The 12,851-nt window shown below is 42.5% G+C and carries 9 protein-coding genes, 7 tRNA genes, 3 rRNA genes and 1 riboswitch; of the genes, 17 read left to right on the forward strand and 2 right to left on the reverse strand.

The features are described 5' to 3' along the window. Window positions 1-302: 302 nt before the first annotated feature. Window positions 303-1,286, reverse strand: a complete 984-nt coding sequence (locus tag MHH51_RS01905) for an NAD-dependent epimerase/dehydratase family protein (RefSeq protein WP_339284193.1) — start codon at window positions 1,284-1,286, stop codon at window positions 303-305. Window positions 1,287-1,341: 55 nt separating this feature from the next. Further along, window positions 1,342-2,001, reverse strand: coding sequence for a sigma-70 family RNA polymerase sigma factor (locus MHH51_RS01910; RefSeq protein WP_156989093.1), 660 nt, complete (start codon window positions 1,999-2,001; stop codon window positions 1,342-1,344). Window positions 2,002-2,286: 285 nt separating this feature from the next. Next, window positions 2,287-2,386, forward strand: a riboswitch (guanidine-I (ykkC/yxkD leader). A 79-nt stretch (window positions 2,387-2,465) separates the two neighbouring features. Here MHH51_RS01910 and MHH51_RS01915 point away from each other — a divergent pair. From MHH51_RS01915 to MHH51_RS01995, 17 genes are all read left to right on the forward strand, one after another. Further along, entirely contained in the window at window positions 2,466-2,807 is a 342-nt protein-coding gene (locus MHH51_RS01915; RefSeq protein WP_339284194.1) for a multidrug efflux SMR transporter, read from the forward strand. Continuing rightward, the gene (locus MHH51_RS01920) at window positions 2,807-3,121 is read left to right on the forward strand and encodes a multidrug efflux SMR transporter (protein ID WP_339284196.1); all 315 of its coding nucleotides are present in this window, start codon (window positions 2,807-2,809) and stop codon (window positions 3,119-3,121) included. The genes MHH51_RS01915 and MHH51_RS01920 overlap by 1 nt, the downstream gene beginning before the upstream one ends. A gap of 732 nt (window positions 3,122-3,853) precedes the next feature. Next, window positions 3,854-4,396: a hypothetical protein gene (locus tag MHH51_RS01925; protein WP_147212673.1), complete on the forward strand. Its 543-nt coding sequence runs from the start codon at window positions 3,854-3,856 to the stop codon at window positions 4,394-4,396. 123 nt (window positions 4,397-4,519) lie between these two features. After that, entirely contained in the window at window positions 4,520-4,807 is a 288-nt protein-coding gene (locus tag MHH51_RS01930; RefSeq protein ID WP_186813747.1) for a hypothetical protein, read from the forward strand. Between the two features lie 341 nt (window positions 4,808-5,148). Beyond that, window positions 5,149-5,625, forward strand: coding sequence for a regulatory YrvL family protein (locus MHH51_RS01935; RefSeq protein ID WP_156989091.1), 477 nt, complete (start codon window positions 5,149-5,151; stop codon window positions 5,623-5,625). A gap of 2 nt (window positions 5,626-5,627) precedes the next feature. Beyond that, on the forward strand, window positions 5,628-5,768 hold the full coding sequence (locus tag MHH51_RS01940) for a hypothetical protein (RefSeq protein WP_339284198.1): 141 nt from the start codon (window positions 5,628-5,630) through the stop codon (window positions 5,766-5,768). Window positions 5,769-6,462: 694 nt separating this feature from the next. After that, window positions 6,463-8,025, forward strand: a 16S ribosomal RNA gene (locus MHH51_RS01945). A 253-nt stretch (window positions 8,026-8,278) separates the two neighbouring features. After that, a 23S ribosomal RNA gene (locus MHH51_RS01950) occupies window positions 8,279-11,199 on the forward strand. Between the two features lie 60 nt (window positions 11,200-11,259). Continuing rightward, a 5S ribosomal RNA gene (gene rrf, locus MHH51_RS01955) occupies window positions 11,260-11,375 on the forward strand. The 16S, 23S and 5S rRNA genes sit together here with 7 tRNA genes alongside, the layout of an rRNA operon. A gap of 129 nt (window positions 11,376-11,504) precedes the next feature. Next, window positions 11,505-11,579 (forward strand) — tRNA-Glu (locus MHH51_RS01960). 5 nt (window positions 11,580-11,584) lie between these two features. Further along, window positions 11,585-11,660 (forward strand) — tRNA-Val (locus MHH51_RS01965). Between the two features lie 22 nt (window positions 11,661-11,682). Continuing rightward, window positions 11,683-11,759, forward strand: a tRNA-Met gene (locus MHH51_RS01970). Window positions 11,760-11,763: 4 nt separating this feature from the next. Next, window positions 11,764-11,840: transfer RNA gene (locus MHH51_RS01975), tRNA-Asp, on the forward strand. Window positions 11,841-11,935: 95 nt separating this feature from the next. Next, window positions 11,936-12,011: transfer RNA gene (locus tag MHH51_RS01980), tRNA-Phe, on the forward strand. 10 nt (window positions 12,012-12,021) lie between these two features. After that, window positions 12,022-12,095 (forward strand) — tRNA-Gly (locus MHH51_RS01985). A gap of 10 nt (window positions 12,096-12,105) precedes the next feature. Continuing rightward, a tRNA-Ile gene (locus tag MHH51_RS01990) sits at window positions 12,106-12,179 on the forward strand. Window positions 12,180-12,567: 388 nt separating this feature from the next. Beyond that, the gene (locus MHH51_RS01995; RefSeq protein WP_339284200.1) at window positions 12,568-12,801 is read left to right on the forward strand and encodes a hypothetical protein; all 234 of its coding nucleotides are present in this window, start codon (window positions 12,568-12,570) and stop codon (window positions 12,799-12,801) included. Window positions 12,802-12,851: the final 50 nt, after the last annotated feature.

A 12,851-nucleotide genomic window follows, 5' to 3' on the forward strand; every position in this document is an offset into this window, starting at 1 on the left:
GAAAAGGAGCTGCCGTCAAAAGTATATCATTCGTTTTGCGGGACTTCTGTAATTTTATTTTTTAACTTCCGGATGCTGTTAAGTGAAATTATATGTGAAAATATAGATGAAATGAATATATTTACAAATGAGGTGTGGCATTTCAACATCAAACCCTATGGCGAATAGCGTGTTCTAATATCGGTGTTGGCTGAGTGCGGAGGCCTTTCTTAGTTAAAGAACCCATTTTGATTATTGTTTCAAAATGGGTTCTTTTCATTGGAAGTATAATACGACTTTGCGAAAAGAATTTGATCAATACCTTAACCAGCGTTATTTCCCGCAGCTTCCAGCACACGTTTCTCCTTCTCGCTCTCAAGCCCTGCTTTCCAGTTTCCATTCCGCTCATGTAAGCTCCATTCGAGTGTATCCAAAATCGTTTCCTGCATTGGACGAAAGCTTAATCCTGCTTCTATAGCCCTCTCATTGTTCACATCCATCATCCCATTCATATTTAAAGAGTCAGGAAGCCAAAAAGGAAGTTCTACCCAGGGCTGCACCTGATTTTCTTGTAAAACAGATTCCTCTGCCCAGCAAAGCTCTGTATTTGCTGGTGAAACTAATTTTTTGCAAGTTAAAATAAAGGCTTTATACCCCAAATTCTCTCTCGGACCAGTTGCATTAAATGTTCCTTTTACTCCTTGTTCAATAGCCTTAATAATCCATGATGCCAAATCACGCACATCAATAAACTGAACTTTTTTATTATCACTGACATTTGGGACGAGTATTCTCCCGCCCTGATTTATTCTCCATGGCCAATAGGTAAAGCGATCTGTCGGGTCGTCTGGTCCAACAATAAGACCTGGCCGGACAATAAGTGAGTTATCATAAAACTCCCTGTTTACAATGACCTCGCAAGTAACCTTATTGCTGCCGTAGTCGCCTTTATCCAGTTCATTGAGTGCATCGGTTTCACACACAGGTCCTTTATTCAGATGCTTATATGCGTTGATGCTGGAGATGTAAATATAAGTATTGCAACGATCCTTTAATTGATTTACCGAGCGTTCTACATCATTTGGATCTGTACCTGGATCAATCACCACGTCCCAGTGATCTGTAAGTTTTTCGATATCGTCTGTACTGCGATCACCAGCAAGATGCGTGACACCTGGTACATCTTTTAGAAATTCCGGGTTTGTTTTTCCACGATTGAATAATGTGATATCCATTCCTTTATTCAAAGCCTGTTCTGCGATATGTTTTCCTAAAAATAATGTGCCGCCCAGAAGTAGTACCCTCATTCGTCTAATTCCTCCCCCTGAAAGACAGTGTCTGTAACCAGCTGTTTTTCAGTAATTAAGCCGTCATTTGGCAATCTAAAGTATTAGTGACTTGCTGCTGTTGAACATATAAGGCTGGAATGCACGCATTGTCAGTAAGAAGATTGGCAATAAGCTGGGTATCCCCATTTTGCAAAGCTTGGCTGTACAGTTGTACGCGAAGTGCTTCTTCTTCATCTACAGAGTGGAGCTCTTCTATATTGTCGCGAACTTCATTTATTACCTTCTGTCTTGCCCGAAAAAGAGCTGCCTTCACAGCTCCAACACTCATATTCGTCAAAAATGCTATTTCTTTCAGACTGCATCTGCATACATCAGATAAAAGAAATAATACTTGCTGGTTTATGGTTAGTCTGGTGACAAGTATATTTAAAACATGTGTGAAATTTAAGGAAGTTTCTAATTCAGTAGAGTCTCCGAACTGCTGATAGTTGTCTTCATATGGAATGGTTGGCAGTTTCCGTTTGCGAGTCTCATCAATCCATGTATTTTTTGCAATGGTGGTAAAGTATGCCCTTGATAGTGATTTAGGCTTCTTTCGCCAACTTATGTAGGCTTTTATCCAGGTTGTCTGCATAAGGTCCTCTGCATCGTGGGGATTGCTGGTAAAATGCAGACAAGCCTTCCATATCGAAGAAGCATAGTCTTCCCAAGCCTGATTAAACTTTTGATTCATGATTTACACTCCTTTTCAAGCGCTCCTTTCAATCCTTTTAACGATAAACAGAAAGAAAAGGATACGATTTGGGGTAAAATATTTGAATACGAAAAAGTTCTGGTGATTATTAATTATATTATCAATATTATTGCGGATATATGTAACATTCACAAGTGATATAGAGCAAGGATGTAAATTTAGTCTGTTACGCTCTTTTATTCGTTACATTTTGTTAAAGTCTGAGAAACTTGAATCATTTTAAAATCTGTGTATAATGATAAGAAATTAAAGGAATAGAGTTAAGCAAATGTTTTCTAGGGTTCCGCAATTCTAATATTGGTCTGGACCGAGAGAAAACACACAGTGAACTGCTGTGTCACGGAGGGATAAAAGCCCGGGAGAAACTGTATCTACAGTTATCTCTCAGGGCTTTTTTGTTTTTTTAGTCTTTTTTGGTAAGAATAAAATTGGAGGTGTTTTCGTTGAGTCGAAACTGGATTAAAGTGTTTATTGCCGCCTTTTTGGAGATTTTTTGGGTGATTGGATTGACCCATTCTTATGATTTTTGGACCTGGACTGGAACAATAATCGCTATTATTGTCAGCAATTATTTAATGATTACAGCAGCACAGGTGCTTCCGGCTGGAACGGTATATGCCGTTTTTGTAGGATTAGGAACAGCAGGTACTGTTATTGCGGGGATTCTTTTCTTTGGAGAAGCATTCCAATGGATGAAAATTCTTTTGATAGCAGTACTATTAACTGGAGTGATGGGCTTGAAATTAGTTACACCTGATAAGGAAAAGAAAGGAGCTGAATCCTGATGGCCTGGTTTACTTTGATTATAGCGGGATTACTGGAGACATTTGGTGTTGCAATGATCAATCAGCTTTCTGTAAAGCGAAACTTGCAAACCGTTGTTTTACTCATTTTAGGGTTTGGTTCTAGTCTTGCTTTACTCAGTTATTCATTGCAATTCATTCCTATGGGAACTGGTTATGCCATTTGGACAGGAATTGGTGTAGTCGGTGGGGCGCTTATTGGTATGATATTTTATGGCGAATCAAAGGATTGGAAGAGGCTGGTTTTTATAACAATGGTTTTATGCTCAGTGATTGGGCTTAAACTTATTTCGTAATATTATGAGAGATATAAACAAAAGATTCGTTTTTTGAGGATCTGAAATAGAAGAAACTGGGGTTATATGTTCGTGAGCCTGTTTTGAATGATTTTTTCAAATACAGGCTCTTATTTTTGGAATGATACCTTGATAAGTTCATTTTTGATTAAACTTTATTTTAAGCAGACAGCTGTTTAGTGTAAACTGAATTTATAGAAATATTAGAAACAATATATGGATGAGTAAGTAACTAGGTGTTGGAAAGAGGTTGAGGATAACATATCGTTCTTTTTAAATTAGGGAATGAGATAGAGAGGGGGAATTGATTTATGTATAATAATCAGGATAAAAATTTTCATTGTGACCATTGCGATAAGATTATAGAAACAGGTGAAAAGTGCTGGATAAAATGGAATTTTCCTCCCAGCCATTTGAAGACCCAGACTATGCCCAGGAAGAGCTTTGAATGGGAGAATGTTCCTGTAATCTGCAGCCAATGCTCGAATAAGGATATTAAAATGTCTGATTATTAAACTGTATCTTTTAGTAAGTTTTTATTGATCACATAGCATGGCTGAAATTAATTAACATGATATTGCAGTCGCCGTAACATTTTGCATTGGATTGTTACGTGGACTGGTGGAATTATTGAAGAGGGCAATCTTTTTCAGTACAACAAGAAGTTTTTTCGATAAAGCTGAAACTAAATGGGACTGCATTCGTCTATTTAATTAAAAAGGAGGGCGATTCATGAAAAAACGATTACTTTTTATTTTACTCTTACTTTTTCTAAATGCATGCAGCCAATCTGATGAAACAAATGAAAACAAGCCGACTCAAGTTGATCCTTCTGTAAGAATGCCAGAGAATATGCCGGATGACTTTGATTTCTCTATTCAATTTGGTGTAGGAAAAAATAATGAAATTAACACTTTTGAAGGTACAGTGACAAAGGATTTAATAGCAGATGGAACAGCAACTGCAGAGGTGACCTTAACAGAGGAAGAAATGAAAGCTATTTATGGGAAAATGAAAGAAATCAATATTGTTGAAACGAAAGAATTTATACCTGAGCCTGTAAACGAAACGATGTGCAATATAGAGCCACACGAAGATGACAAGTGGGAAATTATTATTAATGGTGAAACAATAACACATTCTGTTTCAGGAGCCTACTGTGAACCAACTGACGATACAGAGCAGCTAATTGGATTACGCAATTATGTATTTAGCATTATCAGAGGGAAGGAAGCGTATAAAGAGCTGCCGGAATCCAGCGGAGGTTATGAGTAAAAATTATTCCTGTAACTGATTCAATGATGAAAGAACAAGAGTCTGAAGTCAATTATATAATAAAATGAATAACATCTATCAGTTTCAGATTTTTTATAAGGGTATAATTTTTGGGGGAATGGAATGAAGCAAATAAGACTAATGAAGTGGTTGTTAGAAGTTGACCTGTATAAAACAGAGAAATTCTATACAAAGGATATAGAGATATGTGATTGTTTATATTGCAGGAATTTTATAGAAGCAAGTAAACATTTTAACCCAGCAATAATAGAAGTATTTACTGGACTAGGAATTAATCTTTCCAAACCAAGCCATTTATCTGAGTTTGGTGAACAGGAGGATGGTTTACGGCTTATACTCGGGGAGCTATCATCTAAGTGGGAAATTAGTAGAAGGAGAATATTGTGCTGATTCAGACTGGAATGATACTAATACAGTTAGCGCTGGGAATTTCACCATTGGTTTTGGGAAAGAATTAACGTTTTTAAAGTATGAATCTCCTCGGCCAAGCTCTGCAATTAGAATTTGAAGCTCGTATGCCCTGGGTGTTAACTGAAAACCCTGAGGATTAAATATAATTGCAAAAGGTAAAGGACTATTAAAGTTTCAGAAATATATACTGCCAGCTCTGAATTTAGTATAATTGCTTCAAAAAGATGTAAATTATCTAAAAACAAAAGTATATATTACTATAGAGCGTAACTATTATCCTGCTAGATCGCAGAATACGAACAGGGGGAAGAAATAGACGTATGTCAGAAAATGAAAATGATTCCTTTCGTGATAAGAACGTAAAGGAAAAAATAATAGCAATTATAGGAATAACACTGCTTATTGTTTTGGCAGTGGGCTTTGTATTTGGGCTTTATTTTTTTGGCCTGGCAGGAGTTTTTAAAATGCTCGGCGTTCAGTATGACTCAATTTGGTCCTTGGTTATTTTTGTTATCTGCATGTTTGGCGTAGGTCTCATACTTGAATTGGTTACTAAATCAATTTTCGTGTTGTCTACCCGAAATATGACGGAAAAAACAAAGATACTTTTTATCCGGATTATTATTGAATTCACATCGAATTGGCTTGTCCTGTTTACCGTGGATGAGTTGATGAATAGTATTACGCTTTCTGTGCAAACAGAGGTTGTGATTGCAGCATTGCTTACCGCAATCGAAATTATTTTTGATGATGACGACAAAGAGAATGAAGAAACAATAAATGAAACGAGGAACTAAATATGATCGGTTTACTTAATATTGGCAGTCTCATGCTTGGACTGATTGTGTGGATACTTCCTGCTCTTGGCTGCTTATTATTTATGCTGACTAAGTTATTTAAAAAATTTGATGACATTACAGTTAAAAACAAAATAATATAATCCATTCCTGCTTTTATTATAACGGTATTCTTTCTGGGGATTATATTATCGAGTTTTGATATACAATGATTTTCTAAACTGGAGGAGCATTCGAATGAACTATAAAAAAAGAATCTAGTTTATTAATGTATTTATAAGTCTATACAAGAAATATGTAGTCTTTAATTAATCGAGATTCAAGATAATGCCAGCATACATTCGAATAAGGAAATTCAAAGCCAATTAAAGCAATGGGTGGCTGATTCCTCTAATTTTATATACCTGTTTTAATGTGCGAAAGTAAGTTGTTATATGTTATTTAATTAAGCTGCAAACTATACTGGTACCATTATCTGCGTAATATTAACAGAGTGAAAAAGGAATTTAATTAGTTATAAAAGAATGCTGCGATAATTAGCTATTTGATAGAGTGGATTAAAAAAATTAAAAAAATGATTGCTTTTTAGTTTGATAGTGTGGTATGATTCTTTTTGTGCTTTTGAAAAGGCGATAACAACTAAAGAAAACTTTAAAAAAGTTATTGACAATAAATTCAATGCATGATATATTAATTTGGTCGCTGTTTTTAAAAGCGACAAAGAAATTGCTCTTTGAAAACTGAACAAAACAACCAGTACGAAAGAAGAAAAACACCTCGTTTTTCTTGAATATTTAAGTCAGAAGTTGACTTCTGAAAGCTAAAGAAACAAACACTTTTATGGAGAGTTTGATCTTGGCTCAGGACGAACGCTGGCGGCGTGCCTAATACATGCAAGTCGAGCGCGGGAAGCGGACAGAACTCTTCGGAGGGACGTTCGTGGAACGAGCGGCGGACGGGTGAGTAACACGTAGGCAACCTGCCTGTAAGACTGGGATAACTCGCGGAAACGCGAGCTAATACCGGATAATACTTATCATCTCCTGATGGTAAGTTGAAAGGCGGCTTTTGCTGTCACTTACAGATGGGCCTGCGGCGCATTAGCTAGTTGGTGGGGTAATGGCTCACCAAGGCGACGATGCGTAGCCGACCTGAGAGGGTGATCGGCCACACTGGGACTGAGACACGGCCCAGACTCCTACGGGAGGCAGCAGTAGGGAATCTTCCGCAATGGACGAAAGTCTGACGGAGCAACGCCGCGTGAGTGATGAAGGTTTTCGGATCGTAAAACTCTGTTGTCGGGGAAGAACAAGTATGATAGTAACTGATCGTACCTTGACGGTACCCGACCAGAAAGCCACGGCTAACTACGTGCCAGCAGCCGCGGTAATACGTAGGTGGCAAGCGTTGTCCGGAATTATTGGGCGTAAAGCGCTCGCAGGCGGTTCTTTAAGTCTGATGTGAAATCTTGCGGCTCAACCGTAAACGTGCATTGGAAACTGGAGGACTTGAGTGCAGAAGAGGAGAGTGGAATTCCACGTGTAGCGGTGAAATGCGTAGAGATGTGGAGGAACACCAGTGGCGAAGGCGACTCTCTGGTCTGTAACTGACGCTGAGGAGCGAAAGCGTGGGGAGCGAACAGGATTAGATACCCTGGTAGTCCACGCCGTAAACGATGAGTGCTAGGTGTTAGGGGGTTTCCGCCCCTTAGTGCTGAAGTTAACGCATTAAGCACTCCGCCTGGGGAGTACGGCCGCAAGGCTGAAACTCAAAAGAATTGACGGGGACCCGCACAAGCGGTGGAGCATGTGGTTTAATTCGAAGCAACGCGAAGAACCTTACCAGGTCTTGACATCCTTTGACCGCTCTGGAGACAGAGTTTTCCCTTCGGGGACAAAGTGACAGGTGGTGCATGGTTGTCGTCAGCTCGTGTCGTGAGATGTTGGGTTAAGTCCCGCAACGAGCGCAACCCTTGATCTTAGTTGCCAGCATTTAGTTGGGCACTCTAAGGTGACTGCCGGTGACAAACCGGAGGAAGGTGGGGATGACGTCAAATCATCATGCCCCTTATGACCTGGGCTACACACGTGCTACAATGGACGGAACAAAGGGAAGCAAGCCCGCGAGGTCAAGCAAATCCCATAAAACCGTTCTCAGTTCGGATTGTAGGCTGCAACTCGCCTACATGAAGCCGGAATCGCTAGTAATCGCGGATCAGCATGCCGCGGTGAATACGTTCCCGGGTCTTGTACACACCGCCCGTCACACCACGAGAGTTCGTAACACCCGAAGTCGGTGAGGTAACCTTTTTGGAGCCAGCCGCCGAAGGTGGGACGAATGATTGGGGTGAAGTCGTAACAAGGTAGCCGTATCGGAAGGTGCGGCTGGATCACCTCCTTTCTAAGGATATATAACGGAATTTTGTACTTGGTTGTTTGGTTCAGTTTTGAGAGAGCAATCTCTCAAGGAACTTCTGTTAAAACCGTCACGTCCATGTGACAACACAGAAGTCACCACATCCGTGTGGAAGCTTGTACCTTGAAAACTAAATAAGAGTAACAACGACATCAAACTTTAGAAATAAGGCAAAAAAGCTATTGATATAGCAACACAACTGATTACGAAGTAATCAGCAAACTTATTCCAAAACTTTAGTTAAGTGAATAAGGGCGCACGGTGGATGCCTTGGCACTAGGAGCCGATGAAGGACGGGACTAACACCGATATGCCTCGGGGAGTTGTAAGTAAACTTTGATCCGGGGATTTCCGAATGGGGGAACCCACTGTTCGTAATGGGACAGGACATCTATCTGAATACATAGGGTAGATGAGGCAGACCCGGGGAACTGAAACATCTCAGTACCTGGAGGAAGAGAAAGAAAAATCGATTTCCTGAGTAGCGGCGAGCGAAACGGAAAGAGCCCAAACCAAGAAGCTTGCTTCTTGGGGTTGTAGGACACTCCATTGGAGTTACAAAGAAATTCTTTAAACGAATCGACTTGGAAAGGTCAGCCGAAGAAGGTAACAGCCCTGTAGTTGAAAAGGAATTTCCTCCGGAGTGTATCCTGAGTACGGCGGAACACGTGGAATTCCGTCGGAATCCGGGAGGACCATCTCCCAAGGCTAAATACTACCTAGTGACCGATAGTGAACCAGTACCGTGAGGGAAAGGTGAAAAGCACCCCGGAAGGGGAGTGAAATAGAACCTGAAACCGTGTGCCTACAAGTAGTCGGAGCCCGTTAATGGGTGACGGCGTACCTTTTGTAGAATGGACCGGCGAGTTACGATTGTATGCAAGGTTAAGTGGAAGACACGGAGCCGTAGCGAAAGCGAGTCTGAATAGGGCGAATGAGTATGCGGTCGTAGACCCGAAACCGTGTGATCTACCCATGTCCAGGGTGAAGGTCAGGTAACACTGACTGGAGGCCCGAACCCACGTATGTTGAAAAATGCGGGGATGAGGTGTGGGTAGCGGTGAAATTCCAATCGAACACGGAGATAGCTGGTTCTCTCCGAAATAGCTTTAGGGCTAGCCTCAAGATCGTGAGTACTGGAGGTAGAGCACTGATTGGACTAGGGGCCCCTACCGGGTTACCGAATTCAGTCAAACTCCGAATGCCAGTTACTTCAACTTGGGAGTCAGACTATGGGTGATAAGGTTCATAGTCGAAAGGGAAACAGCCCAGACCGCCAGCTAAGGTCCCAAAGTATACGTTAAGTGGAAAAGGATGTGGCGTTGCACAGACAACCAGGATGTTGGCTTAGAAGCAGCCATCATTGAAAGAGTGCGTAATAGCTCACTGGTCGAGTGACGCTGCGCCGAAAATGTACCGGGGCTAAACGTATCACCGAAGCTGCGGATTGTTCTTACGAACAATGGTAGGAGAGCGTTCAAAGTGCAGAGAAGTCAGACCGTGAGGACTGGTGGAGCGCTTTGAAGTGAGAATGCCGGTATGAGTAGCGAAAAAAGAGTGAGAATCTCTTTCACCGAATGCCTAAGGTTTCCTGAGGAAGGCTCGTCCTCTCAGGGTTAGTCGGGACCTAAGCCGAGGCCGACAGGCGTAGGCGATGGACAACAGGTTGATATTCCTGTACCACCTCATGATTGTTTGAACAATGGGGGGACGCAGGAGGATAAGGAGTGCGCACTGATGGATGTGCGTCCAAGCATGCGAGGAAGTCAGATAGGCAAATCCGTCTGACATATTTCTGAGCTGTGATGGGGAGGGAAATATAGTACCGAAGTTCCTGATTTCACACTGCCAAGAAAAGCCTCTAGTTAGATCATAGGTGCCCGTACCGCAAACCGACACAGGTAGGCGAGGAGAGAATCCTAAGGTGAGCGGGAGAACTCTCGTTAAGGAACTCGGCAAAATGACCCCGTAACTTCGGGAGAAGGGGTGCTCACTTGTGAGTGAGCCGCAGTGAATAGGCCCAAGCGACTGTTTAGCAAAAACACAGGTCTCTGCGAAGCCGAAAGGCGAAGTATAGGGGCTGACACCTGCCCGGTGCTGGAAGGTTAAGGGGAAGAGTTAGCTCTTCGGAGCGAAGCTTTGAACCGAAGCCCCAGTAAACGGCGGCCGTAACTATAACGGTCCTAAGGTAGCGAAATTCCTTGTCGGGTAAGTTCCGACCCGCACGAAAGGTGCAACGACTTGGGCACTGTCTCAACGAGAGACCCGGTGAAATTATACTATGCGTGAAGATGCGCATTACCCGCGACAGGACGGAAAGACCCCGTGGAGCTTTACTGTAGCCTGATATGGAATGTTTGTGCAGTTTGTACAGGATAGGTGGGAGCCTTTGAAGCGTGAGCGCCAGCTTACGTGGAGGCACCCGTGGGATACCACCCTAACTGTATGACCATTCTAACCCAGGACCGTAATCCGGTTCGGAGACAGTGTCAGGCGGGCAGTTTGACTGGGGCGGTCGCCTCCTAAAAGGTAACGGAGGCGCCCAAAGGTTCCCTCAGAATGGTTGGAAATCATTCGTAGAGTGTAAAGGCAGAAGGGAGCTTGACTGCGAGACCTACAAGTCGAGCAGGGACGAAAGTCGGGCTTAGTGATCCGGTGGTTCCGCATGGAAGGGCCATCGCTCAACGGATAAAAGCTACCCCGGGGATAACAGGCTTATCTCCCCCAAGAGTTCACATCGACGGGGAGGTTTGGCACCTCGATGTCGGCTCATCGCATCCTGGGGCTGTAGTCGGTCCCAAGGGTTGGGCTGTTCGCCCATTAAAGCGGTACGCGAGCTGGGTTCAGAACGTCGTGAGACAGTTCGGTCCCTATCCGTCGTGGGCGTTGGAAGTTTGAGAGGAGCTGTCCTTAGTACGAGAGGACCGGGATGGACACACCGCTGGTGTACCAGTTGTTCCGCCAGGAGCATAGCTGGGTAGCTACGTGTGGAAAGGATAAGTGCTGAAAGCATCTAAGCATGAAGCCCCCCTCAAGATGAAACTTCCCATCACTTCAAGTGAGTAAAATCCCTCAGAGACGATGAGGTTGATAGGTCCGAGGTGGAAGCGTGGCGACACGTGCAGCTGACGGATACTAATCGATTGAGGACTTATCTAAGTTTTTTGATGTCACATTACTCTTATTTAGTTTTCAGGGTGCAAATCCTAAATAAATAAGTCTGGTAGCGATAGCGAAGAGGTCACACCTGTTTCCATGCCGAACACAGAAGTTAAGTTCTTCAGCGCCAATGGTAGTTGGGGGCTTCCCCCTGCAAGAGTAGGACGCCGCCAGGCAATCCTTATTTCACAGTACCTTAATGGTAGAACTTCGGTTAATAACCGACTGGTCGTAGATTTGAAGTTTAACTTTTAAAATCTGCCTGTGAAATTATTTATTTTCCTATTAACTGGAAAATAATACCTGGCCCGTTGGTCAAGCGGTTAAGACACCGCCCTTTCACGGCGGTAACACGGGTTCGAATCCCGTACGGGTCACCAATAATGGAGGATTAGCTCAGCTGGGAGAGCACCTGCCTTACAAGCAGGGGGTCGCAGGTTCGAGCCCTGCATCCTCCACCATATAAGACTTATAAATTCATATCGCGGGGTGGAGCAGTCTGGCAGCTCGTTGGGCTCATAACCCAAAGGTCGCAGGTTCAAATCCTGCCCCCGCAACCAAAATGGTCCGGTAGTTCAGCTGGTTAGAATGCCTGCCTGTCACGCAGGAGGTCGCGGGTTCGAGTCCCGTCCGGACCGCCATATACCACCTTGGATCAACTGATAGAACCGCTGACTTGTAATTAGAGAGTCACAGGTTCGAATCCCTTTAATTCTTCCATACATAATAGTTAATTGGCTTGGTAGCTCAGTCGGTAGAGCAGAGGACTGAAAATCCTTGTGTCGGCGGTTCGATTCCGTCCCGAGCCACCATCTTAAATATGCGGGTGTAGTTTAGTGGTAAAACCTCAGCCTTCCAAGCTGATGATGAGGGTTCGATTCCCTTCACCCGCTCCATTATTAAAGTGGGCCTGTAGCTCAGCTGGTTAGAGCGCACGCCTGATAAGCGTGAGGTCGGTGGTTCGAGTCCACTCAGGCCCATTACTTATATATATTTATGATGCAAATCTCATACATTTGTATGTTAATATAAGAATTATCATGATGACCTTAACTCATGCCCAACAGCCTTCTAAGCTGCGGGTCAATGATTTAAACCCTCTCTATGAGGTCTTTTTTTAGGAAAATTACTCGATGACTGGAAGCTACTCCCGTAAAGAAGACAAGTTGTGAGAGAGTTTTTTTTTTGCATACATATTTATAACTTTCCCTCTTTGTTTGCTCCATTTTTCTCTTCAAAATCCTTTTTGCCGTATATAGCACATTCAATCGAAATTTATTTCAAAATAAAATTAGCCCTCAGCTTCAAACTAAATTATGAGGATGCTATAATTGGTTTTTCAAACTATCTTTAAAGGGAGAAATATACATGCAATTATACGACAAACCAATGAGAGCGTATTTACATAATGATTTAGCAGCCTTTGAATCAGAGGAAAATGACAAACATCTTATTTATTTTTTTGAAAAGGGTTACGTAACAGTTCTTGGTGAGTTTGATTCTGATAAGCATGCTGGAGGAAAAGCCTGTATTATTTTTAATCAGGATGATGTGATATCTGTTGAAAAAGGAATGCTGCGTTTTATTGATGTTAAGAGTTAATGAAAATAATAATAGAGCTAATGTTGAAAAATGAGCTTATTTGTGCTGTT

This window comes from Oceanobacillus sp. FSL K6-3682, from assembly GCF_037976165.1.
Taxonomy (GTDB): domain Bacteria; phylum Bacillota; class Bacilli; order Bacillales; family Amphibacillaceae; genus Oceanobacillus; species Oceanobacillus sojae.